Annotated in this window: 20 protein-coding genes; 6 read left to right on the top strand and 14 right to left on the bottom strand. The window is 34.1% G+C overall.

What is annotated here, in order from left to right:
- Positions 1-18: 18 nt before the first annotated feature.
- From OM962_RS04700 to OM962_RS04670, 7 genes are all read right to left on the bottom strand, one after another.
- Positions 19-648, bottom strand: coding sequence for a WD_0853 family protein (locus OM962_RS04700; RefSeq protein WP_264330986.1), 630 nt, complete (start codon positions 646-648; stop codon positions 19-21).
- A complete protein-coding gene (locus OM962_RS04695) occupies positions 632-3907 on the bottom strand; it encodes a TrbL/VirB6 family protein (protein WP_264330985.1) in 3276 nt (1091 codons plus the stop codon). The genes OM962_RS04700 and OM962_RS04695 overlap by 17 nt, the downstream gene beginning before the upstream one ends.
- Positions 3908-3988: 81 nt before the next feature.
- Complete coding sequence (locus tag OM962_RS04690; protein ID WP_264330984.1) at positions 3989-6994, bottom strand: TrbL/VirB6 family protein; 3006 nt, start codon at positions 6992-6994, stop codon at positions 3989-3991.
- Positions 6991-9390, bottom strand: coding sequence for a TrbL/VirB6 family protein (locus tag OM962_RS04685; protein ID WP_264330983.1), 2400 nt, complete (start codon positions 9388-9390; stop codon positions 6991-6993). The genes OM962_RS04690 and OM962_RS04685 overlap by 4 nt, the downstream gene beginning before the upstream one ends.
- Before the next feature lie 17 nt (positions 9391-9407).
- Positions 9408-11981, bottom strand: coding sequence for a TrbL/VirB6 family protein (locus OM962_RS04680; RefSeq protein ID WP_264330982.1), 2574 nt, complete (start codon positions 11979-11981; stop codon positions 9408-9410).
- Positions 11974-14379 carry a VirB4 family type IV secretion/conjugal transfer ATPase gene (locus OM962_RS04675; RefSeq protein ID WP_264330981.1) on the bottom strand — a complete coding sequence of 802 codons (2406 nt, stop codon included), beginning with the start codon at positions 14377-14379 and terminating at the stop codon, positions 11974-11976. Before OM962_RS04675 ends, OM962_RS04680 begins: the two co-directional genes overlap by 8 nt.
- A 9-nt stretch (positions 14380-14388) precedes the next feature.
- A complete protein-coding gene (locus tag OM962_RS04670) occupies positions 14389-14685 on the bottom strand; it encodes a type IV secretion system protein VirB3 (protein ID WP_006015054.1) in 297 nt (98 codons plus the stop codon).
- Between the two features lie 64 nt (positions 14686-14749).
- On the opposite strand from OM962_RS04670, the gene OM962_RS04665 reads away from it, so the two are divergent.
- Complete coding sequence (locus tag OM962_RS04665) at positions 14750-16327, top strand: lysine--tRNA ligase (RefSeq protein WP_264330980.1); 1578 nt, start codon at positions 14750-14752, stop codon at positions 16325-16327.
- Between the two features lie 627 nt (positions 16328-16954).
- Here the strand turns inward: OM962_RS04665 and OM962_RS04660 are convergent.
- From OM962_RS04660 to OM962_RS04640, 5 genes are all read right to left on the bottom strand, one after another.
- Entirely contained in the window at positions 16955-17377 is a 423-nt protein-coding gene (locus tag OM962_RS04660) for a hypothetical protein (RefSeq protein WP_264330979.1), read from the bottom strand.
- 28 nt (positions 17378-17405) lie between these two features.
- Positions 17406-17882, bottom strand: a complete 477-nt coding sequence (locus tag OM962_RS04655; protein ID WP_264330978.1) for an ankyrin repeat domain-containing protein — start codon at positions 17880-17882, stop codon at positions 17406-17408.
- A 176-nt stretch (positions 17883-18058) separates the two neighbouring features.
- Positions 18059-18637, bottom strand: a complete 579-nt coding sequence (locus OM962_RS04650) for an RlmE family RNA methyltransferase (RefSeq protein ID WP_006014932.1) — start codon at positions 18635-18637, stop codon at positions 18059-18061.
- 75 nt (positions 18638-18712) lie between these two features.
- A complete protein-coding gene (locus OM962_RS04645) occupies positions 18713-19228 on the bottom strand; it encodes a PopZ family protein (protein WP_264330977.1) in 516 nt (171 codons plus the stop codon).
- 10 nt (positions 19229-19238) lie between these two features.
- Entirely contained in the window at positions 19239-20474 is a 1236-nt protein-coding gene (locus tag OM962_RS04640; RefSeq protein ID WP_264330976.1) for a TolC family protein, read from the bottom strand.
- Between the two features lie 119 nt (positions 20475-20593).
- On the opposite strand from OM962_RS04640, the gene rplM reads away from it, so the two are divergent.
- From rplM to OM962_RS04625, 3 genes are all read left to right on the top strand, one after another.
- Positions 20594-21052, top strand: a complete 459-nt coding sequence (gene rplM / locus OM962_RS04635; RefSeq protein ID WP_264330975.1) for a 50S ribosomal protein L13 — start codon at positions 20594-20596, stop codon at positions 21050-21052.
- An 11-nt stretch (positions 21053-21063) separates the two neighbouring features.
- Complete coding sequence (rpsI, locus tag OM962_RS04630) at positions 21064-21501, top strand: 30S ribosomal protein S9 (protein WP_264330974.1); 438 nt, start codon at positions 21064-21066, stop codon at positions 21499-21501.
- 145 nt (positions 21502-21646) lie between these two features.
- On the top strand, positions 21647-21958 hold the full coding sequence (locus OM962_RS04625; RefSeq protein ID WP_264330973.1) for an HU family DNA-binding protein: 312 nt from the start codon (positions 21647-21649) through the stop codon (positions 21956-21958).
- On the opposite strand, the gene OM962_RS04620 is transcribed toward OM962_RS04625, so the two are convergent.
- Positions 21951-22658: a pyridoxine 5'-phosphate synthase gene (locus tag OM962_RS04620; protein ID WP_264330972.1), complete on the bottom strand. Its 708-nt coding sequence runs from the start codon at positions 22656-22658 to the stop codon at positions 21951-21953. The two genes, OM962_RS04625 and OM962_RS04620, sit on opposite strands and share 8 nt — an antisense overlap.
- A gap of 372 nt (positions 22659-23030) precedes the next feature.
- Here OM962_RS04620 and OM962_RS04615 point away from each other — a divergent pair, with 372 nt between their 5' ends.
- The gene (locus tag OM962_RS04615) at positions 23031-23486 is read left to right on the top strand and encodes an Hsp20/alpha crystallin family protein (RefSeq protein WP_007302039.1); all 456 of its coding nucleotides are present in this window, start codon (positions 23031-23033) and stop codon (positions 23484-23486) included.
- A gap of 855 nt (positions 23487-24341) precedes the next feature.
- Here the strand turns inward: OM962_RS04615 and gltX are convergent.
- Positions 24342-25694: a glutamate--tRNA ligase gene (gene gltX, locus OM962_RS04610; RefSeq protein ID WP_264330971.1), complete on the bottom strand. Its 1353-nt coding sequence runs from the start codon at positions 25692-25694 to the stop codon at positions 24342-24344.
- A gap of 151 nt (positions 25695-25845) precedes the next feature.
- On the opposite strand from gltX, the gene OM962_RS04605 reads away from it, so the two are divergent.
- The gene (locus OM962_RS04605) at positions 25846-26523 is read left to right on the top strand and encodes an ankyrin repeat domain-containing protein (protein ID WP_264330970.1); all 678 of its coding nucleotides are present in this window, start codon (positions 25846-25848) and stop codon (positions 26521-26523) included.
- Positions 26524-26571 lie beyond the last annotated feature (48 nt).

Here is a 26571-nt window from a genome sequence, read left to right as displayed (position 1 = left end):
TTGTGGAGGAACGCAAGATCAATCGCTTTTCTTTGATTTATTTTCTATACTGATTGCACGACCAATCTCGTCTTGTAAATCATCATGGTTGTTTTTTTCATCATGACCCATCCCTTCAATTCTACTTTCTAACTCTAACTTAATTAAAGTATTGATTTTCTCTATACTATCGAGGAAATTGTGACACTCTTCATCACTATATTCCTCACCAGATGCTTTTTTTTCTATAAATAGACTTTTAAATCCTACTAAATCAGAACTCTGATCGGCATTCAACACAATATTTCTCTCTATAAAACTAAGATCTGATAGTAACAAACTAACCTCTAATAGATCTTCACTTTCAATGTTTGCAAGATTATCAAGATCGTCTAAAATAGAGAACATCTTAAGCTCCTTCTGTGCAATTTCTTTGTCTTCTTTGTCAAATTCTGACGATAGCCCTTTATCATCTATAAGTCTCTCATTCAGAGCTTTATTTAGCTTTGAAAGACTAACATCACCTTGCTTAGTGCTATCTAGTAACAAATCTACCCTCGCTCTGCGCGCATTTAAAACATCATTGTAATCGTTTAACTTGATATTACCATCTTCGTCTTGCTGAAGACCATAATCACTTAGCCCTTTGAAATTACGATTCTTCATCATTCTCTATGTTCTCATTCCTTTCATTATCTTGACGCTCTCTATCTTCTCCGGCACGTATAGCTTCTGTAGTGTTTTTTAGGGTTTCTGGTTCCGTACCTAATTTTCGATTTGATTGATTAGGCTTATTTTCTTTTGATGATTCATCTTCTTCTGGTTCTCTCTTGCGGCCAATAGTGTAGTCATGAAGCTTCTCAAGAAATTCCCGTCTATATGTTTTTGCTCTATAGAGTAGATTATGCTGGTAACCATCCTTTTCTCCTGTAGCAGGGTTAATTCCTATAGAGTCGAGACCATGTTCCCAAGTAAACTTCATAGCATCTTCTATTGTATAGCCCAAATGTGATCCTACATATCCTTTATAATATTCTAAATATTTATCAATTCTTCTATGTGCAATATCTTCTTTATCAATTCCAAACGCCCTGTAGATTTTTTCCTCAAGCTTATCAACATCATTTTTAGGTGATGTTGCAAATTTTGTTGCTTCAATAGTAGCACCTACAAGCTTACGTGGCACATTAATAGCATATTTCAGCACACCCCCAACTCCTGGTATTCTACCTAGCAAATTAGCTGTACCTCCAGCTAATCTGTCTGGTACATGAGTAGCCCAATCACCTAAAGACTCTAACTTTCCGCCAGCAAAGTTCTGCCACTGCTGCTTTAATCCCTCTGTGACACCAGTTAGAGGTGATGCTTGATACATACTAGATATATTGTAAACACCAAACCCACCACCGGCAATGCTTGAGCCCATCTGTTGTACAAACTCCTTCAAAGAAAACATCAAAAACGAAAGCAAGAACAATACAAAGATCTCTCCTGCGTTGATTAAATAACCTCTCTGTATGTCTTGCACCCTTTGGTAATCACTATTTTCTTGATAATTTTTGCAATCCTCACAATCTTTACAATCTTTACATTTCTGACAGTATTCACTATTGGGATCCTTATATAAATCATGAAGTTTCAGTATTCTACAACCTTGTTTTTCTACCGCACTCCGCACTAAAGATCTTATTTCATTAATTATTTCCCTATAACTATTGCATTTATTTATATCTTGACAGTAGCGTTTTATTATTTCACTAACATCACCTATCCTTTTCTCTATATTGTTGATCAGTAATATAATGTCAGCCCTCTCTGATGCATGTAATAAACTATTCGTTAGACGCACTAGATCTTTTTCACTACAATTAGCATCAACTACTATATCACTTTCTGCTATATAATGGTCTGCTGGATTTTTCTCAGTACCAGGCACTGGGTTAAAGAAAGGGTAATCTATATAACGAAACCCTTTTATATGTTCACCATTTTTATCTTTAGGGTAATTCGGTGGAAGCGGGATATATCCAGCGCCTCCAGTAAATTTTATTGTACCACCTTCTCTGCTTATCTTTTCTATACCTTCTATACTTTTATCCATGTTAAGAGAAGAAGCTTCTCCAAGAGTGTAAGGTACAAAAATTTGCCCTGGAGTCCAGCTAAAGTATTCTTTATCAATTATACAAAAACCACCAAATACCCATTTTGGAGCACATAACTTTATTTCAAGCCATTTATTATAGCACACAGTAAAGCCTAACTGTTTATAAAAGGTATTCATTATCATCGCAGCAAGTAATGACAGCAGGGTAAATATCATAATTGATTGCAAACAGAAACTAATACAGAATTTTATCCAACCTTCAAATAGACTTTTCAGTGGTGAAAATAAAATAGAGATTAGGAATAGCGGCATTATAGCTACAAGAAAAGCTATACCCATAAAACCAGAAAGGAATATTATGTAAGCATACATACACAGCAGGAAATATAAGACAATCCCTATAAAAATTGCCGGTATCATAAGGAGACTTGCCCACATTTGATAATGTAAAAATGCTGCAAACTTTTTCCAAACAGAATAAGCAAAAAACTTATTGAACATGTCCTCCATGAAGCTAAACAACTTAGCTTCATCTCCTTGAGTAATACTTCCGGTGTTCATGTTGGGAGCAAAGTTAGTAATTACACTTATCAAGTGTTCAAGACCTTTAACGAATAAAACAAGAAAATGATCATAGAAAAATCTAAAACTTCCAGGAGATATAAGCACTATTACTAGAGTGATTTTCATCATTCTGATGAGCATATCATGCTTAGTTTCTCGTATCATGCCAAAAAGATAAAGAAGCGATGAAATCATTACAAATAGAACAAGCAAGGAAAGAACAAAATTGTGAAAGCTCGTACTTTTTTCAGCTATATTTTCGAACATCGCCTGTGCAGCTGCAGGATCATTGCTATCAAAATGCTTTTTACAATTTTCGTTAATCAATAATACACATTTTAGATAGTTATAAACGTAATCAAAAAATCCAAAGTTACTTGGTTTCTGCACTCCGTTCAAAAATTCAAAAGAGTAGCCACCTGCATTATCTAGATAATATCTATCTAATATCTTTACATATATTTTCCATCCTTTTTCTAACCCCACCTTATTACAATTTCTGTCCTGTAATGTGGTGTTATTTCTGTCTAAAGTAAAAAGCCCACTTCCATCTTCCGCTACGGAATTGTAACCTAGATGTACAGTAGGAGACTCAGGGTTACGCATGGATTTTAAATTTTCGTTAGGACTAGAATCGCTAGGCCTTTTAAATAAAAGATAAGCACCATGGCCGTTAGTAAACCAACATGGAGCACCACGTGATACTGTATTTGCGCTATCATCTTCATTAATGCACTTGCAATTTACAGTGCAACTTGCATTAGGCTTACTTGAAAATTTTTGTATGCTAGGTTTATAATCATTACAAACCAAGTGAAAGTCAGGCAGACTGTTGTCACCTTCCCCTCTTTCAAATTTGGTTGCATATTTTAACTGCTCCAAACTTTCCAAACTATAACTACTTTGAGATTCCTTCTTATTACTATTGCTCCAAGATGTCCATGCACCATTTACTCGTACTACTAAACTATCTCCATTGGTTTCAAGGCCGGTATCCTTCCACTTCACTACTTGATTAGGGTGAAAACCATAATTGATTTCTCCGGTTTCAGGATCAATAGGTTCTCCACTTTCACCTTCTGGAAAAAACGCATCATGACCGATTGGAAAATGAGCACCAATTGCAATGGGTTCAGGACCAAAATAATCAGCAGATATACATCTTGGAAAAGGCATATCATTCTTACTACAACCTGTAACCAGCACACAGATTACCAAAATTAATAACCTAAACCAACATTTGCCTAAGCGTGATTGCATACCTAAACTTTTTCCAATACAGAATAAATTTCTAAAACCTTACTTCAAATATCTTTTTAATTAGTTACTCCATATATCTCATCAATCTTCCTTGACTTGTCCTTTTGTTTTATCAGAATCCTTTTGCTTATCTGGCTGGCTTAGTGTTTCAGATTTGCTCATTTCTCTGCCAGTACTCGCTTTCCCATCTGCTTGCTTTGGTGTATCAGGCAATTTAGCTTCAATTTTGCTACGATCTTTACTCATTCCCTGCTTGATGTTATGTATCATATTTTGGGTTCTATCATCAAGGCCAACAGTTGACAGCATAGCTTGTGATGCGCTCCTAGAAATATGACTAACACTTTGGGCAACTCCATAACCAGAGCTGAACAACGCCTGCGCCATAGTTTCTGATATAGAAACAAAAGCTTCCATTGCACTAGCAATGATGAGATATATAAATGCCTGGATTAGATCTATAGGTAATGCTGCAAAGTGCCCACCAGCCCTTTCTCCAGTACTGAGCGCAACATCAACACTAGTACCAGGACTATACCCAAGAGGTAATATTGATTTCATAAGACACAGATCATACGATAAAAAATTTACACTAATTAAGCATTGATAGCATGCAGAAAAATTTGTGAGGTTGTATAGAACTGAATACATTAACTGGTTTAAAAGAGACAAGGATGAAAATAAAATGACTGGTTGCAATGAAACATGAGCCAGCGTTTTTATCCAATTATCAAATAATGTTTTAGTTTGTTGAAATAGAATAAATACGATAAATAAAGGTGCCAACGACAATAAAAATGCTACTAAAACAGTAGATATTACATACTTAAACGTAGCACTAATAATGCATCTTAAAAACACAAAAGTGGCATAAAGTATTGCCAAAAATGCAATAAAGCCAAAAGGTCCTGATAGCATTAAAGACAAAAATTTCAGCCATGTTTCTCCTGTAAATAATACTCCCGCTGTTAAATCTAAGAATGCAAATTTTTTACCTCCTTCTCCTATATAGCCAGAAAAACTATCAACTAAATAAATGCTACCATCAACAAAAAGCCCAGACAAAGTTGTACCAAAGAATTCCCAACTTCTATCACTAAAAGCAAAAGCTATAAATGCTATTTTGAATATTCTTATAATAAAATCGAATTTACTTAATTGTATTGTTCCAAGCATATAGCCAACAACAGTAAATATAACGTATAGAATAAGCAAAGCTCTTACTCCTTGTAGAAGGCCTCTTGCATATCCTTTGTATAAATCTTCAACACTACCTACAATTCCTGTTTCGCATTTTTTTCCTGCTGTCTCAGTACATGAGGAGCATTTTTCTCTTGCTGTTGTATCACATGAGGGGCATTCTCTTCCTGTTGCAATACAAAAGATATTTCTTATAGTTGATGAAATAAAATCGTTTATTTTTCTTTTTAAAAATAAATTTACTGTGTATTTGTTATCTTCATAATATTTGCCTTCTTTGTCCGTAATATCATCTTTCTCTACATTGTGCACATTAATACCAAAATATACCTTCTTAGATTCTTTATCCCCCAAATGACTTCCATCTATTATGTAATATTTTATGCTATCTTCTTTAACTTTAATTAAATCTCTTACTCTTTTAAAATTATTAGTGTCAGCAGGTCTATTTTTAGGCAGCTCATCACCTAGATACACATACAACTTTCTGCCGTCAGTGAATTTGCACGATCTAGTCACTTCAACATGATATCCACCTCTATGAAGTTGGTAGTTGCCATTACTTGCTATAGCAAGCATCACACTACTACCAGGTGTTATACCTTTTATTTTATAATCATGATTTAATCTCAGAGAGTAATCTTCAAATTTATAATTAATCTGTGAACATACATTATCTCCTTTCGCACCTTTCTCATTTGGAAAACATTGAATACCTTTAGCAGTATCCTGATCATCAAAATCGCCAATTTTTGCAACAAGAGCTTCGGCCCAAGAAATATCTCCTCTGTCCTCTTTGAAGTTTAATTTAGAATTTGATATTAAATTAATGTCAATCTGCTTAGAATCCCTCTTATTTTCTTCAATCTTTTTTAGTTCATCCTCAATACCTTTAAGGTGAGAATACATGTCACATGTATTTCCTTTATCATACTTCTCATACCTGACAGAAGAAACACAATTTCGTTTTCCTTCTGCACCTATCCCAAAACTCCATATACCCTCTTTATTGTAACATACGTTCTGATAGTAACAATTAAGTTCATAAGAACTGTACTTGTTCAGCTCATTAAAATCACACCTTTTCCCATTACATAATTCATTCAGTCCTATTTTAGTTCGTCGTAAATCTAACAATGCACCATTTATCCATGAATTTTGAATATAATCCTTATTAAAATGTACCTTATTATCATATGGAGTGTAGCCATTGCCAACTAGCACTCTTCTTTTATTCATTTCTTCTTTATTCAGCGGCGGAAATTCTACTACAGTTCTTTTACCACTTTCTCCACAAAAGAACTTTCCTCCGTTTAGCATGTCTCTTATTGTAGCTCTGTCTTTTTCATCCCCTTTTTCAGTTCTATAGCAATTATCATCAAAACTGATACCTTTTCCTTGTGGATTGTCATAATCAATCGTTATCTCTCTGGGAACTAAGCTAAAGCTTAACTTATCACCAGGATTTGCTTTAATTCCAGTATCTACATAACGTCTATTGCTATAGAATTCATTATTTCCAAAGCCTATGTCCCCACATATTTCTCGTTCATCAAGACTAGCATTATCAGTTAACTTATTACTGTAATTTGGTATTAAATCATTAGCACAAAATACAGCGGGCACAAGTACTCTCTTTGGATTTTTCCCTTCTTTAAGAGGACAAAGATTTACTGACCCACCAAGAGTAAATTTGATTTTCTCATCCTTGCTAATTACTTGACCAGAATCAACCCAATGAATTTTAACTCCTTCGCCAGCTTCACGAACTGGAACATCTATACTGACACTAGTATTTCTGCTCTGCAACCCAGGTTCAACACAATCCATTGTGCAGCCAGTAATTACAAGACATAGTATCAATAATAATGATTTTCTGCTCATCATTGATTTCCTGTGTTTGTCGGTATTTTAGGTGCTGATCTTTGAGCTGATTGTGGTATTTGAGGTCTTCGACTTGGTGTACCAGATTGCTGACCTGCTCTTCTTTGGATACTTTGTTCATCTAAACCTACTGTTCCCATTAAGCTTTGCTGATATTGCCTTCCTGGTTCGCTTGCTACATAAACACCAAACAACGAATCAGATATTGTTGAAGATGCCTCAACTAAAGCTTTCATAGCATGTCCCAAAATCACAAAAGCCATCATAGCTGTGATGTTAGGTGCATGTTTGGAAGCATAACCATAAATAATACAAGGATTAAAAATCTTTAAGTTAAGATTAAGTATACATGTAGGACAGACCTCAAAATTAAAGACCGAATACACAATATAATCCATAACCTGGCTTATTAATGATATAAAAATTAAAAGCACTACCGGATGAATTGCAAATCTTGCTAAATTTTTGACCCAATTGTGAAACATCTGTCTAGTATATCCAAATAGAAGGCAAATAATAAAAAGAGGCGCCAAGGAAAGCAATAATGCAACTATTGCTATAGATGTGATAAAAGAAAATAAGGCGTTAAACATCGATAAGCTCACTGTTATCAAACCCCAAATCACCAAGCAAAACGATACAATACCCAAAGGACCGGAGAATATAAGAGATACTATTAGTAACACTGAGTGTGCTGATAAAAACCTATTGAGCGGTAAATCAAGAAATTCAAAAACATTTGATGTTGTACCTCTGAAATTTGCTATTTCTATTAACTGTTTTGGAGCATTAACAAAAATAGAAAATGCATTGTTATAAAAAAAACTCCAACTGTTATCGTTCAGCAATTGGGTAATAACTCCTATCTTTACACATATAATTAAAAATTCATATATAGAAGCATGAGACAATCCAAAAAAGTAATAAAGGGTGTATAAAACTATATATAATACTAATAACGACACTATTGTAGATCTGATGGTATTTGTTCTATTTGATGCTACAAAACTTTGATAAAGAGACTTCACAGGGCTAGTATCAGAGTGAATCGCGTTAGTGTCTTTGTAGCTAGAACCGAAAAATGCAGTTTTTACTTTTTCATCAAAAAAATTATATATCGCACTAAAAGTTCTTACAGGTGGCTCTTTAGTTGTAAGGTTAATGCTAAACTGACCCTCATTTTTCTTATAATCACAGCCATGATCTCTTATTCCGTAATATATAGTGCCACTCTTGTCCTTTAGCTTTTCTTTTAAGCCTTCCATATATTGAGTATTATAAACTTTGCTAATGTCTACAGGTATATCTCCCTGAGTTTCATCGGGCTCACGCTCAGGAAATTTGTCAGAAACGCTTATATATAAGCTTTTTTCTAAATTAGGGATTCTTGTTACTCTTATGTTGAAACCACCCTTGCCCTTACCATCACCTAAACTAAAAGTTAACTCTGGTTTTGGATGGTTACGATCTATCTTATGATCACAGTTAATACATATACCGCCTCCTGGAATGTGTTCAAATTCCTCATTATCCATGTGAACACGTAATAGTGTAATGTCAGTTTTTACCCGTTTTTCCTTTAATACGTTATCAATAATTTCAGCAATAACAGATTCACCTCTAGAATTTAAAGTATTGAATATCTCACCTTCTATACTATTGTATTCAATATATACGCAACCTTTTTCTCCGCTGCCGAAAGAAAATTTACATATACGTCCACAGAGTAAATTTAAAATGCGCGTATCTATCTTACTTGCACTGCTCTCTGAAAGCTTGCTACAGTCTACATTTTCCCCTTGCTGTTTTATAGAGTCGATGACATTTCTAATTTCCTCTCTTTCACTTTGATCTAATTCTGAAGACCAGTACTCTTTTCCATTTAACCATTGTGCATTGCCTATTTCATATTTATTAGGACATATTGTGTACTTGTATTCTCCATTTTGCCATATTGCCTGACATTCATTTTGATTTAAAACATGTGCAAAATACTCCGTCTCTCCTTCACCGCAATTTTCGTCAATTTTTTTGTAGGTGACCATGCCATTATTGTTTTTACACATTTTACTTCCAACAACACTAAAGCTTATCGCATCGCCAGCTTTAAGCGCAAACGGTAATGTAACGTTTCTTACTCCAGGTTCAATTGCAAAATCTTTATATTGCGAACAAAAATTAACCTTATTAGGTACTATATTAATCTCTGTTACTTTTATTTTATCCGAAATATAGACTCCAGAATCAACCCATTTCTGCTCTGTTGACACTATATCCAATTTCTCACGCAAACCTGATGAATCTTCTGGCTTAATACACCCGCACCCAGATAATAAAAAGAGTATCACAAAACTTATGCATAGCTTAACCAAATTTTGGTTGCTCAAATGTTCAAACATCTGTTACTCACCTGCGCTCACTCTCCACCTGATTTTATAGATTCACTAGAGGAAGATCCCGATCCCTTATTATCATCTCCACCTCCTCCAATAGTCCCTCTTGCCTTATTTACAGCCGCAGCAGCAACTTGACCAGCACCTCCAGCAGCAGCTTTGGCAGCAGATAAAGCTTTATTCACCATTTGTGCAGGAGTGCTACCTGAACCAAGTGCTGCTCTGTGATTACCAGCAAGCTCAGCAGCCATGCCGGGAAGAACGTTTAAAAAGTGGTAAAAGAGGAATAATACTAAACACAATTTTAATAATTCTCCGATTAGAGAGCTGCCAAACTCCATGTATGTAAAGTCGAATAGACCAAGTATGCTGCTCTTTTTAAAGCTATAATTTTGCATCATACATGCGAGAGTAGTTTCATTTTTATCACATTCCCTATCTTTCAACTTAAACCACTGTTTTTTCTTACTATATGAGATTTCTGCTTGTTTCTTTTCATATGACTTGTCTGGTTGTTCATTTTTATATGACTCGTCCAGTTTAAAATTTAAATTTTTAAAATAGATTTTATCACATGCTATGAACATAAAGGATAAAAACGCAAAAAGGATAACTGGGTATAAACTGTAGGTAATTAACTCTTTTAGCCAACCATCAAAATATCCCTTAGTATGTTGAAACAAAACCATAGGAATGAATAAAGGCGATAAGATGATAATTACACTAAGCGCAACTAAAGATAAGATAAATACATAGCACATCCACAAAATAACCATCATCATCAAAATGGCCATAAATATACAGACAAGAGCTACTAAGATCTGTCCACCAGCGAAAATAATACCAATCACCGAACCTGCAACTAACAAGACAGGAGCAGCGCCAAGCAAAACCGCTAACGTTGCAACACCTCCAGTACCAATTTTGCCACCAATTCCATCTAAAGGGGCACCTAAATAAAATAAAATTCTGCAATCAAGCCTATCCCAAGGTGCAAGATAACTGTAGGATACCCTCTTTCCTGCGCGATCGTATTCATAATCTGTACCTGACTCATAATTACATATATTTTTACTTTCAGATGACGCTTTAAGCACTATCTCTGACAAACCATTTGAAAGCTTTGTTAATTCCCCGTAATAATGAAACATAGTGCTACCTGTCGTAAAGTAAATCACTAAAGCGAATTTAATGATCAACATGTACATTTCTTGCGGACTACGCACTCCACCAGACATAACTTTTATAGAGAACAGTATTAAAGCTAAAACTAGAACAGCAGTTACAGTATTTTTCAACCTTCCTTGTGCTACAGACAAAAAACTACCCTTAGCATGCCCATTTTTGTCTGTAAGTAAGTTACCACTTGAATCAATACCTGCCACTAAATTATCTAACGACTCCTTAATACATTGCACTATCATAGAAGTTATGGGAATAGGAGATAATGACTTACTTCCCGCTTGATTGTAGCAAGCTTCAGAGACATACGAGCTAAAACAGCTTTTATTGTCATAACCTACAAAAATTTTTCCTTCTTTTTCTTTTTTCCTGATAAGAGTTTTATAATCGTCATCCCTGTTGATAAAACTCCTTTCTTCACCACCTGTACCATCTTTATTTTTGAATAATATCACAGATTGTTCACACATAGGAGCAATCGGATCAGGTGGTAATTCCGTGCATCCTATATCAATTCCTTGCGGCCAAGCAGTTCCAGCTGCCCTAACTTCAGCCAATTCCACACATAACCTACCCATTTTTCTCAGTGCCCTGAACGTTGATCCATATATGTCTTCGCTCTGTCCAGCTTTAAGCACTTTACATTCTAGATCGCCATCAACCTTCGGAGACCATGACCCACTTTCATATCCAGTATCTTTCTCTCTGATATCAAAGTCTATGTATCCATCTTCCCCTCTGAAATTAAAGTCATTCGTCTTGAAAAGGTTGCCAAATGTTAAAGGATTGCGATGACATACTTCTATGTATTCACTATATTGCACACCATTTTTTGGCCAGTAGTAGTGTTCCCTATCAACATTCACAACATCCCAATCAGTAAAGTTTAAAATATCTTTCTCTGTTTGTTTTCCATCTTTTCCTGATCTTTTCTGTAATGCAGAAAAATATTCATCTTCTGTTCGATAATTTTTATCTGTGTCACCACTATAACCTGTGTCTTTTAGTTTAAAATTTTTATATCTCCCATCATTATCGTATGCAACTGGATGCCTAACAAAACTATGCTGACAAACAATAAGTCCCCCCACTGCCTTCCAGACTCCAACAATTGCAGCTATCATTCCAACGATAACAAGAGCAGTAAATAAACCAGCAGAAGAGACAATCAAAACAATACCAGTAAATATTGCACCAATAGCAATTGCTATCCCAGCAACTGCTGCAGCTGTTTCAAACGCCTTACAGTCAGGATTAGAAGCACGACTAAAGCTGCCAGTAGAATTAAATCTGCTAACAAATTCCGTTTTGTCAGTACCACTTACTGTATCTGCAAACACTGGATATGAGAGCAAAAAATCTATATTTAACAAAAATATCGCAACTAACAGTAATGACAGTTTAGTTTTAAACATTTTTCACCTTTTGATAAAACACAGGCAACCACATCTTTGGATCATCTCCGACTTCTTTCAGTATATCATGTAACAATAGGACACTTTCTGCACGTCCAGATAACACGTTGACCACATCATCCAAATCTTTCAGATCTATTCTAGCTACTACAGCATTAACTCCCTGCTTTACTAAAAAGAATCTAGTACTTGGATCTGTGTGTTTGATCAGTATGTACTCACGTTCAGTTAACATAAAAACATCTCGATAGACACTAGTAGCTTTCAGATTTGGCAAAAAAATTTGTGTTGCTGTCTGCTGTACAAGTGTATCACTAATAGCACTTTTACTTGCATCTTCAACACTCTGAGTAGCAAAAACCACAAAAGCATTTAACTTTCTCAGCACTTTCAACCAGTCTTTTATCTTAGGTGCAAAAACTGGATTATCTATTAACGCCCATGCTTCATCAAGAACAATAATAGATGGAGTGCCATCAAGTGATATACTAATCCTATGAAACAAATAAATCAAGACCGGCCCAAGAGCAACAGGATCTTTTAGCAAGCTAGCCATTTCAAAGCCAAACACTCTTGCTTTTGAAAAATCTAGCAAATCTTCTTTATTGTCAAATATTGCAGCATGAGAGCCATCATCATGCCACATAGATATTGCTCCAGCTAGAGTATCAGGGCCTGCAAGTCCTAAAAATGGTACAAGATTTCTCAAAAATCTGTCTTCTTTTTTTAATTTAAAATTTCCCTCAATTGCATCATTAATTCTAGCAATATCTTCTGAAGTGAATTTATCGTTGTACACTAAAATTAAAGATTTTATCCATTCCATCAAAAATGTTTTATTATCAGGAGTATCGTCAAGTTGCAGAGGATTAAAATTTGTCTTAGTTCTTGGTTCTATTATAGTATAGATACCACCAAGTGCTCTTAAAAAAATTTCTGCACCGCGATCTTTATCAAAAAAGAATATTCTTGGAGAAAATTTCATTGCTTGAGCACATAAAAAATTCATTAAAACAGTTTTGCCAGCACCTGTTGGCCCAATTATCATAGTATGTCCAACATCCCTTATATGAAAGTTGAAGAAAAATGGAGTGCCAGATGTTGTATCAAAAACTGTAACAGCATCTCCCCAGTGGTTATTGAATTTTTTACCAGTAGGATAATTATGTTGAGATGCAAAACCGGCCAAATTAAGACTACTTATTGTACCTTTTCTTACTATATAATCAAAATTACCAGGAATTTGCGCCCAAAATGCTGGTTCTAGATTAACCCTCTCACGAACAGGATAAACACCACAATTAGAAAGCTCCGATTCAACCAATGATAAAGCATTGTCCAATGATTTAGGGCTTTTTTCTATACATAAGATAGTTAAATGGTGTTCACCAAACGCAATTTTACCACTCATTGCATCATCAAGCGCATGAGAAATTTCTGCTATTTGAGAAATAGCTTTATCTGCAGATTGTATCATACGATTTTGCTGTATCTGCATTTTCGCAATTGCCATTTGCCTATTTGTAAATTGAAAAGACTGCGTGATAATAAATTCATAAGGAAGTTGTAAAAAAGAATCAAGCATTCCTGCAGAAGTATTATTTCCATATTCTTTGATACTAACTATTCCAGCATATTTACTTTCATTATGAGTCACAACCTGTATCATCTTATGGCCAAAAAATAACCTATGAACTGGTAAGTATCTTGATATTTCAGTTTTTAGTGGAAAAAGCGTATTTGTAACAAAGCCACAATTTACAATTCTAGACAGAAACTCCATCATTTCACAAAACAGTCCGTTTGGAGTTTCTTTTACTCCAAGGACTTTAGGCGAATAATTCCTAAGGCTTGTTACTATACGATTTGTCGTTTCCTCTAAATCTTCATAGGTATCACGCATATCACTTTCCCAAGCATGTTTTGAAGTTACATGCCCAAATTTTTTCAGTAGATGTGATAAAAATTCTACTCCCTTTGTATCTGCCCTACGAATAATCGTAATGTATAAATCATTAATAAAAGATTGCCTAGTTGCGTGTTTTTCTCTCCATTTTAGATTTACATGGTTAGCAAAAAAATTTGGTAAACTCTGGTTTGCAAATTCATCAGAAAAGATATTCTTCTTACGCCTGATGGTATGAAAGTACAAACTAAATGCTGGAGATGAAATGCTTCTTAGCATCTGATTTCTGAGATTATTTTGTATCACCAAGTCTTCATCATCGGCCGTTTCAAACGCAAAGCCATTTAATTTTATAAATTTAACTAACCAATTCTGCTTTGTTATCAAGGTTGTACTATTCCAATAGCAAGAATAAGGTATAAATTCAGCAGCGTGAACCTCTCTACTTAGAATAGATTTATTCTTTGATTGAATAGCTCTAAATCTCAACATTGCATAACATCAAGTAATGTCATAAGAATTGGCTCCATGATAAAACCGATTTAAACATTTGGAGCATTTTCCCAACTTTACCATAAATAACTCAATAAACAACGGTTCCTTTGCAGAAGCTATATAGCCAAGTCCATGTATACCTGGTAACATCAGGAGAATTACTCTAAGATCATTTGTATTAATGAAAATTAGCATGCAAATTAGAACGTTTAATATTGCAAACATATAACTCACACCAAAGAGCATTGCAGGTCTTGTAAGACCTTTAAATAATTGATTCGTTTGTATGCTGCCAGTAGACATATCTTTAACCTTCTAATAAGAGCTCTAACACTAATACTACATCATTAATTAAAAATCTATTGAAATGAATAGCACTTTAGGTAAGATAATTAATTTAAATTCAATGATTATAAGCTGGCCATTTCAAGAAGCAGAAAAAATACTACAAGAATTCCCTAATAAAAAAGAGATAATATTTGAGACTGGTTATGGTCCCTCAGGTTTACCACATATTGGTACTTTTGGGGAAGTTTTTCGTACCACAGTTATTGCAAACGCTCTAAAAAAAATAGCTCCTAGTATAAAAACCAAAATCATTGCAGTTTCCGACGATATGGATGGTTTGCGAAAAATACCAGATAATGTACCAAATCAGGAAATGCTAAGAGAGAATCTGAACAAGCCATTAACCATGATACCTGACCCATTTGGCACTCATGAGAGTTATGGTCATCACATGAATTCGTTGTTGTGTAAATTTCTTGATTTGTTTGGATTTGAATACGAATTTAGGAGTGCAACAGAGTGTTATAAATCTGGCGTTTACGATGAAAAACTTTTACTCCTGCTGAAAAATTATGATAAAGTGATGGAAGTAATGCTTCCATCATTTCGGGAAGAAAGGCAGCAGACTTACAGTCCATTCTTGCCGATATGCCCAAAAACTTACCAAGTTTTACAAGTTCCAGTAATTGAAACAAATACAGATAAAGGAACAATCACGTATGAAGACCGAAACGGGAAAAAAATAGAAGTTCCAGTGACAAAAGGAAAATGTAAACTGCAATGGAAACCTGATTGGGGGATGAGGTGGGCTGCATTCGGAGTTAATTACGAAGCTCATGGAAAGGATTTGACTCCATCTGCTGTGCTTTCAAGTCAAATATGTAAAATACTTGGAGAAAAGCCACCGCTTTTGTTTTGCTATGAGTTATTTCTTGATAAAGAAGGAAAGAAGATATCAAAATCAAAAGGAAATGGTATTTCAATTGAGGAGTGGCTAACTTATGCACCCACAGAGAGTTTAGCGTTATACATCTTTCAGAGTCCTAAAAAAGCTAAACGTTTATATTTTGATGTGATACCAAAATCAACTGATGAATATTTGGAGTTTGTTAAGCGTTATAATGAAAGTAAAGAAAAGGATGTAAACAGTCCTGTATGGCACATCCATCAAGGTAAAGTTCCAAACGTAGAAACTTCAGGCATAAATTTTTCGTTACTTTTAAACCTGGCAGCAGCTTGTAATGCTGAAAATAAAGAGATTCTTTGGGGTTTTATATCAACTTATGCACCAAACGTTACACCAGAAAGCAACAAAATGCTAGATAGGCTTTCGGATTTTGCAGTTAGGTATTATCACGACTTTATCAAGCCAACAAAAGCGTATAAAGCTTCAAACGAAAAAGAGAAAGAAGCGTTACTAGATTTAAAGAACAACCTACATTCCCTGCCTATTACAGCCACTACTGAAGAGATTCAATCTCAGGTTTTCTCCATCGGAAAAAAACATAATTACAATAACTTACGCGATTGGTTTCAGTTTTTGTATGAAACATTACTTGGACAAAAAACCGGTCCTAGAATGGGATCTTTTATCAAGCTTTATGGGATAGATAATACAATCTCTCTTATAGAAAGTGCTACTGAACGTACACTTTAGAGTTTACCTTCTTTCATTTGAGCCCTATAGTTTTACTACTTGACAAACTTTCCCACTTTTCTTATCATACTAATAAGAGTATTTATCCTTGTTTTTGGGCTCAACGACAAAATTCAGTAAAAAACTCAGATATTTATTGGCAAATTACACAAAAATTATAGCGGCTTTTTTTATTTTTTCTACATTCAGCCAAAACGCGCTTTAAATAAGCGTTAGCACATTATTACAACGCCAATTTACATTATTATAGGGTCAAAACTCGCTATACGGGGATTCTTTTGTCTTTTTTTTATTCAGTAAATTTCTTAATATTTATAACTAAAGTAATTTTAGAGAGCCAGCGCGTGACCAACCTGGTCAGTTTTCTGGATCCCAGTACTGGGATGACAAGAAGAGAGCTGACTTGAATGACACCAAATGGACACTGGGACAGAGGCTACTTTAATAATATTTCACCATGTCATTCCAGCACTTGATGCTGGAATCCAGAAGTTTTTTTGAGCACAAAAGTTATGCTAAGTTTTTCTTGGTAAGAAACCAGTGTCAGCTACTTGAATGAAACTATTTTGGATGAAAATCAGTGTCAGCTACTTGAAAAGGAAGAAGGGACTTCTTCCTTCTACTTAACTACACTGTTACACTTGACTGTGAAGAAACTTCTGATTGTACAGCAACTCCATTTAGCTTCTGACCAGGACTTGACTTTGCTTTTGCAATAGCGTCCTTTAACTCATCACAAGGCTTATACACTTCATACGTAATACCACCAGCAACAAGTCCCATTACTACAGCAGCAGCCACAGCTATCCCAGCCATAGCACCTACTGATAATGACACACCAAAAAAATATGCATAAGTAACTACTATAGCAGCTATACAAGATGCAATAATAAATATATGAGCACCCAAGACTATTCCTCTCATAATCGCATCTTCAGTAACCATTTCTGCTAGATTTTTGTTATCACGATTACCTAATAAAGGATCAGCACCTTTTTCTAATAGAGCTCTTACTATCTTTTTATGATGTCCCCGAGCAGCAACGTACAAAGGAGTGTCTCCATATTTATTTGGAAGATCAATAACTAGGCTTCTTAGCTAATAGAGCCTCTACTATCTTCATTTTGCCTTTCTCAGCAGCAAGACATAAAGGAGTGCTTTCACTTTTATCTTGCAAATCAACATTTATTCTGTCTACTGCTAATAGAGCTTTTACTATATTTTCGTTACCTTCTTTAATAGCCAAATGTAAAGGAGTTTCTTGAGATTGATTTTGCAAATTAACATCTATACCTTGTGCTGCTAATAGAGCTTTTACTACATTTTCTTGATTATCTAGAAATGCTACATGTAATAATGTTAATTCTTTTTTGTTATAATAATCATTATAACTAAATTCATAATTTATATCAAAATTTTCCTTCTCCCATTCTTGATAAGTAGATAGGTCTCTTTCTCCTATTTCCTCTTTTATTTTTTCAACTATGTTATTACCATTCAAATCACTTCCACGATTTACTATACTTAATATCTGTTTCAACAATGCTAAATACATATCAAACTCTCCTATAAAAATAATAATATACTTTAATTATTATATACTTAAGTAATAAAGTCAAGAATTTAATTAATTATCATAAATATTTAAACAAGAAAAAGGGGCTTTTGTGCTAGAGTTATTAATCTTCAGTTTAATAGGATAAGATTCGTCAACGTTTCTGTAAGTACCTGCTATACAGAATAGTTGCCACCAAAAAAGCCTAAACTTACTAAATACATTTCTGTAGATTCAGATCTACTTGATTTTGGTTTGAAGTATCTTACTGTTTTGAACATTTTTTTTAGCTCATTGCAGAAATCTTTATCAGACTCTCCTTGAAAAATTTTTACTACAAATTTGCCATCATGATTCAAAAAATGCTTTGCAAAATTGAGTGCTGCTTCGCATAAAAGCATAATTCTGATATGATCTAACGATTTTAAACCGCAAGATTCTGGTGCCATATCAGATAAAATTACATCAAATTTGTGATCCTTGAATTTTTCTCTTAAAATTTCAAGTTCGCTGATAATATCACACTGTATACACTCTACTCCACTAATTGCGTTTATTGGTTTTATGTCAACAGCAATCACACTCGCTCCTTTCTTAGATGCAACTTGTGACCATCCACCAGGAAAAGCGCCAAGATCAATAATTTTTTGCCCTTGTTGGAGTAGTTTAAATTTATCGTCTATTTCTATTAACTTATATGCCGAGCGCGATCTATAACCGTCCTTATTGGTTTTTTGCACATACTGATCATTCAAATGGCGATGTAGCCATCTTGTTGAAGATAATTTTCTACCTCTAGCTGTTTTTACTCTGGTCTTTATACTAATAACCTACTTATTATTGATTATATCTTTGAGCTCTTTTTCAACTACTTCTTTTACCAATGCATGTAGATACTTATTCAGCCACTCTGAAAGCTGAGGTTTTAAAAGAGATACAACTAATTCTTCAACAGTAAGATCCGCTCTTTTTTGTTGTTTATGCCGTAGTTCGCTTTGCATCTTTTCAAGCAATGTTTTAATTTCCTCCATATTTTCTTTTAAAACTAAATGCTCGTTACTTTGTTCTTGATAGCTCACTTTGTTACTACTCATTTGGATATTATTATACAAATTTTTCTCTTCTGAGTTGTAACTATTAAATTGGTTATTCATTTTCTCACTTTGGCAATTATTCTCTTCTTCACTATTTTCTTTTTCTTCGATATCTTCTGGGTACTCCTCTTCAAGGCATAATACTTCATCATCTTCATCTATTATTTCTGCTCTATCGCCACTTGGATTTTTACCCGATATAGCTTTTTTTATATCTTCTAGTATATCTTTTACAGATTGATTATCGCTCATACCATTAAATTTAAAGGTTTATACTATTTATCATAAAAAGCAAGTTGTAAACACTAATTACATAATTGCTTTTTGCCTGAATTAGATCGGAACGTGCTTTAAATAGTTCATCTTCAGTATCCAAAAGATCAATTGTGCTCTTTAAATTTAAGTTTACTTCTTGCGCAACTCCTTCCAATGCTAAAGCTGCTGCTTTTTCTGCTTCTTGACTTGCTTTAATAATAGCTTTTGCTGTCAGCACGTTATTCCAAGCATTTATAACTGCTTGTTCTATATTTTTTACTGCTTCGTAATAATCGTAAGTGGATTGTTTTGCATCCATTTTAGCTCTACTAACACCAAAAACATTAACTCCTCTTTTAAAGATCGGAATATCAAGAGTAAAGACAACATTCACATTTTCTAGTAACGTGTCTAATTTTATATTGTCCTTTCCAAAATTTTTACTTGCGCTTAGATTCAAAGAAGGAAGCCACTTGGAACTTTCAGCAATCACTTCCATTCCAGCAGCTCTTTTTTTATAAATAGCTGCTTTTAGGGACAAGTTGTTGGTTTTTGCTAACTGTAAACATTCATTTAATTCTGGTATAGAAGGTAGTTTACCATTAGTCTCGTGAAGATTATCAGCATCTTCACCAATTAAATGATAGTAAGCAATATTAGCGAGCTTTAATTCACCTTCAGCATCAACTCTTTTGGATATCGAAGATGAAAATTTTGCTTTTGCGAACAAAACCTCAGCATTAGTAACTTCTCCAAGAGAAAAGCGTTTTTTCATAGCTGACAAATGTTCTAAAGAAACACGTTCTTTATGTTCCCCCAGTTTTAATATTTCTGCCTTTTGTAAAACATTAACATATGCTTTCACAGCGCTGAGTGCAACTTCTTGCTTAGATTGCTGAAATCTAATTTTTGCTGCTTTAAGAAGATGATTTGATCGGCTGAATGTAGCAAAAGTGCCACCACCATCTATTATTCTTTGACTTAATGTTAGACGTTTTCCAGAGTTTTGTAGACCGTTAATAATATTAAAATTACTATCGAAATTATATTGTAAATTGATGTCAGGTAAAAACCCAGCCAATCCAGAAGATTTTAGTTGTTTTTCAGCACTCTTATATTGGTAAAATTGAGACTTTATTTTTGAGCTGTTTTTGATAGCTTTGCTTATAGCTTCCTCCAAATCAATTGCATAGCAACCTATGGTACAAAAAGCAATTACAAATATAATAATCAATCGAAACATTTTGCTTTCTAGCATGTTGTTTAAGTTATTAGCATAAATTACTTTAATAATCAATAACTAATGTTGTTGACACTATCAAGCAACTTAGTATATCATAATCTACTGTTATGTATTGATATATGAAGACTTTTTTCTTAAAAGAGAAACAAATTGATAAAAAATGGCTTGTTATAGATGCAGAAGGATTAGTAGTAGGAAGGCTTGCAGCATTTGTAGCAATGCTATTGCGTGGAAAACATAAACCTGAATATACACCTCATATGGACTGTGGTGATAATGTAATCATTGTTAATGCAGAAAAGGTACATTTTACCGGAAAGAAATTTAAGGATAAAATCTACTATAGGCATACAGGTTATTCTGGTGGTTTAAAGAAAACTACTCCAGATAATATTTTAAATGGCAAATTCCCTGAGCGTGTGATAAAAATGGCAGTAAAAAGAATGCTTGATGATGGTCCTATGGCACGTAGACGATTTGAAAATTTGTATGTTTATTCTGGTTCAGGACATAAGCATCAAGGACAGCAACCTGAAAAAATAGATTTTGCCTCTTTAAATCGTAAAAATAAGAAATAATGGAGTAAAAAGTGAAAATAAATAATAATGATCAGCCAAAAAAGGCAATAATTGACTCACTTGGTCGTTCATATGCCACAGGTCGAAGGAAAGAATCTGTAGCAAGAGTATGGATAAAGCCAGGAAGTGGAAAATTTAGTGTTAATAAAAAAGATGATTTAATTTCTTATTTTAAAAGAGAATCAGTGTGTCAAATGATTAAAGCGCCATTCATAGTAACTTCTATGTTAGATAGGTATGATGTGTTTGCAACTGTAAAAGGTGGAGGACTATCTGGCCAAGCAGGTGCCTTAGCTCATGGAATAAGCAGAGCTTTAAATAGTATAAGTCAAGATCTACACTCTATATTACGTAAAGGTGGATTCCTAACTAGAGATTCACGTGTTGTTGAGCGTAAGAAATATGGTCAACATAAAGCTCGAAAAAAATGTCAGTTTTCTAAGAGATAATTGTTTCATAATGGTATTTTTTTGTAAATATTATACAAGTTCTTACAAGGGTTTATGACATTTTCTCTTTTTATGACGAATTTAGTTGACTATTAGCATTAGCATAATATGCTGTTTATGTAATTTTTCAATATTAAGGTAATTTATGAGTAAAGAAGATATAGTAAACCAACTGAGTAAAGAGTGCTCTAGTCAAGGTATAGATATAACAAAAGCTAGTTTAGGTAAGCTTCATGATATTTTTATGGAAACAATCAAGAACGATCTAATTTGTCAGGGTGAAATACGTTTGCATGGAATAGGGACATTCTCTACTGCTATAAGTAAGGAAAGACAATGCCGCAATCCTCAAAATGGTGAGATTATGACTGTTCCTGAAAAGAAAAGGGTAAAGTTTAAAGCAAGTCAAGCTCTTTCAAGTGCTTTAAATAACAAAGAGAAAGCATCAGCTATTTAGATATAGTCATTTTCATCTTTTTAGTTACACTGTGTAAGCCATGAAATATAGCCTCGCTGATTAAAGAATGGCCTATATTAAGAGCTGAGATGTGAGGTATCTCTTTTATTCTTTTAGCATGTTTATAATTTATGCCATGCCCTGCATGGCATTCTATTCCTAGCTTATTAATGTATTCTGCAGAGTTAGTAATAAGTTTTAATTTTTCTTCTGATGGATTATCACAGTAATTCCCCGTGTGAATTTCTATTATGTCAGGCTTTCTTTCTAGCTTCTCAAGATATTTTAGTTGATTAATATTTGGATCGATAAACAGTGAGACTTTTGTGTCAAAGCTGTGCATTTCCTCTATTATACCAGAAAGTTTACTGTGCATATTCACGATATCCAAGCCACCTTCGGTTGTTAATTCTTCTCTTTTTTCTGGTACTATACAAATCGAGTAGGGTTTTACTTCTTTTGCTATTTTGAGCATTTCTTCCGTAGCTGCAATTTCAAGGTTCAACTCAGTGCTAATGTTTTGTTTTAGATTGAATACATCCTCATCTCTGATATGCCTTCTGTCTTCTCGTAAGTGTACAGTGATAAAATCTGCTCCAGCATCAATAGCTATTCTTGCTGCTTTTAATGGATCTGGATAAGAAGCTCCACGTGCGTTGCGAAGGGTTGCAACGTGATCAATATTAACGCCCAATTTCACAATTTACCTCAAAAATTATTTATAAATTATACATATTATTAGATCTTATGCATGTCATTGTTTAATGCCATAGCTGAAAGACGGAGCTAGCAGTTATACCAATTCTCATTGTTGGCAAGTCAAATAAGAAACATTCAAAATTGTTTGATTGTGGAAGTGGAAAGAGAAGTAATAAATTTGCGTACACTTGCCCTTTTTTACAGTTAATCTAGTTTATAGAACTACTCGTGGTAATCCAAATAAGATTTTTTCTCATAATCAAGTTATAGTAAACTGGAACAATTTTTCGCATCTAAAAAATTTTAGATTTAGGATTGAAATTAATAAGTGGAGTGATTATATAATGCATGTATTAGTAAAAGGAGGTACAACATGAGTAATATAGTTCATTTAAATAAAAACAATAATCGTGATAATTTTAGTGTAAGAGGGTTACAAAGAGCCGTTGATGACATATTTGATAGCTTTTTTACAGGATGGAACCCAGAGCTTTCTAAAAGAGGCAGTAGCCTACTACCAGTTTGTGACCTTTATGAAACAAAGGAAAGCTATTGCCTATCATTAGAGTTACCAGGTATTCCTAAAGAAAGCATAGATATTAGTATATCTGGCGATAACTTAATAGTGAAGGGTGAAAAAACATGTGATAATGAATCAAAAGATAAGCAGTTTTACCATAAAGAAAGGTACTATGGTTCTTTCTATAGATCTATTCAACTTCCAACAAATGTAGAGCAAGATAAGGTATCTGCCAACTTTTTAGATGGGGTATTGCATGTAACCATACCTAAGTCAGAGAAACACATCAAGAAAATTGATGTAAAGTAACCAGTAAGTAATAGCAGGCTTCTGACCTTGAGGCTTGCTATTTTAATATCTGTTCAGCAGAGTGGCAAAATAAGGTAAACGAGAAAAGACAACTAAATGAGTGTCATGAAAGTAACTGATGCTGGCTCCCTTATGAAGGTGTCATCTTAGCACCCAGAGACTGTTTTTTGATTGAAAATATTGTCTTGTTTGTGATAAATTTTTCTGGATTCCAGTGCCGAGCACTGGCATGACATTATAGAAGCTGGAATTACAGTGTCAGCTACTTGAATGACAATATTTGCTGTGTAATTTACCTTAAAAATGAATATTCCTACAGCTACGTGTAAGCTACTTTCATGATACTCATTTACTTGTCTTTTTTGCCACTCTGCTGAACAGATATGTAAAATATTAACTTAGCAATACAAAAAATTATCTATAGATTAGACACACCATTAGATCTTATGCATAGTCATTTTTTAATTCCATAGCTGAGACGGAGCCTGCTCCCCTTATCATGAAACTGAAGTCTATATGGTACCACAGTATAATGATATAATAAAATATGAAAAAAATACCAATAAAAAAAGGCAAAAAAAGTCCGTATTAACTTTAACAATTTAAAATGATTTAATGTGAAAACCATAGGCGCCAATTGTTTTTTTAACTTAAAAATAAAAGTCAAGTATCAGGAATTCTAGACATAAACCCTCCTATATGAATAAAGAGCTAGCAAAAATAAACTTATATATTTTTTGCTGAAATTTGATTATTTGGTGAAAAAACCTGCAGGTGAAGATAGATTTTGGATCCTAAAAAATCTTAATTTTCCACTATAATGAAGCCACCAGAGTCTGTCAAGTAATTTTTTATTTAAACTGCTCGCAATCTTTTTATACACTCATCTTTACCAAGAATTACCATGATATCGATGATTCCAGGCGCATCCATTATTCCAGCTATTGGGGCGCGTAATGAGTGGTATATATCGCTCATTTTTATATTATGTAATTTTGAAAATTCCTTAATCTGAGAAGATAAAAAATTCTTATTCCAATCTTCACTACCTACACTCGAAAGAAATGATGCAAGTAACTTAATTACATCGAGGTTAGATTTGACAATTTGCTGAGCTTCTTCACTAAAATCAACTTGAATATAAAATTTTGCTAAATCCAATAATTCGGTCAGATAGTTTGCTCTTTTTTTCAGCTCTGTCAGTCCCTGAAGTAAATAGCCCTTTTTTTTGTCAGTTAGAGTATTTTCTTCAAAAATAAGAGTAAGGATATCTTCATTGCTCATGTTACTAATATAATGATTATTTAAATGTTCCAGTTTTTTAAAATCAAGTCGTGCAGGTGAACGACCGATATTTTCCAAATTAAACCACTCTATTGCTTGCTCATCGCTAATAATTTCATCGTTACCATGACTCCAACCAAGTCTAAGAAGGTAGTTACGCATTGCTTCTGGCAATATTCCCATCTTTTCATAATCGCAAACACTTGTAGCACCATGTCTTTTAGATAACTTATTCCCGTCTTCTCCATGAATTAGCGGTACGTGTGCAAAGCGTGGGACATCAAAATCAAGAGCCTGATATATCAGCAATTGTTTAAAGGTATTAGTGAGATGATCAGAGCCACGTATAATATCGGTTATTCCAGCATCATGGTCATCAACCACTACAGCAAAAATATATGTTGGAGTATTGTCAGAGCGCAAGATTACTATGTCATCAAGCTGGTCGCTACTTATTGTAACTTGGCCGTATATTTTATCGTCAACAACAATATTTTCTGAGTCTGGCACTTTAAAGCGAACAACAGGCTCTGCATTTGATGTCGAATGAGTACACTTATGCTTATATATTTTTCCTTCTTCTCTTGCTCTTATTTTCTTCTCCGCAACTTCATTCTCGGGGCAGTAACAATGATACGCCCTACCCTTTTCAACTAAAAGATTTGCAACCTCAATGTGCTGCTCTATTTTTTTTGATTGATATATTATTTCCCCATCATAGTTTATTCCAAGCCATTTTAACCCATCTATTATTGCATCAATTGCTTCCTGTGTTGAACGTTTTCTGTCGGTATCCTCAATCCTTAGTAAAAACTGGCCACCATAACGCTGCGCATAGAGCCAATTAAATAAAGCTGTGCGAGCTCCTCCAATATGTAAAAATCCTGTTGGTGATGGAGCGAATCTAGTGACTATACCTGGCATATTTGTCTATTGTGATAACGTAACCGATGATAACTAAAATTTGCACTTGCAACAACGTGGAACTATAGTAAATTTGAAAGATCAATTTACATTTATTTTTAACAAACTGCATTGTATAATTTAATATTAGTGAATGCAGTGAGGTGTATATATGGATAATTTATTTGAAATTGCAAGAGGAGTTGTAACAAAAGAGGATGAAAATAAATTTATTGAAGCTTGCAAGAAAAGAGTTGCTTGTGTAGCTAAGCATAGAATTGATAAAAATGGAAACCCATTTCATATAGCAGCAAGTAAAGGGTTTCTATTATCTGCGTTACAGGAGATCATAAAGTATTTAGAAGAAGATACTGAGAGCAAAGTCAAGAAAGCAAAAGAAGCTAAAGATTGGGAAGAAGTAAAAAGATTAGAAAAGGAACTTAAGAATAATAAGAAATATATTAAGGAAGCACTCCTCGATAAAAGCTATATTAAGGATGACGGGAAGAAGGCAGTATCACCCCTTTATTTCTTGGACCCTGCAGAGCGGAAGGAAGTTAAGCAAATTGCAGATATAAAATGTGGCTTTATATGTAATAAGAAGTTTCATATATGCTTATATATAGTAGGAGCTATAGTGTGTGCTATCACTATGTGTGTATCTTTGTATCTTCTATTTTCGGCTTCTCAATCTCTTGCATTGGCTTCAATAGCAACAATAGCTTCTGGAGGATCTTCATATCTGTTATTTAAGGCATGTAATGAAGTATATGGCCTCTATAACGAAAGTACTATAGTGACAGATCCTGATGTTATGCAACTTTTAGATAGTGGTTTAGCCCCAGTGTGAAGTATTTGCAGGTAGTAATATAGAAATTTACTTTCTTAACTTAAGAAA

Source organism: Wolbachia endosymbiont (group B) of Erebia ligea (genome assembly GCF_947179575.1).
GTDB lineage: Bacteria > Pseudomonadota > Alphaproteobacteria > Rickettsiales > Anaplasmataceae > Wolbachia > Wolbachia pipientis_C.
Note: the sequence above shows the minus strand (reverse complement) of the source record. Positions and strands in the feature narration are given on the sequence as shown.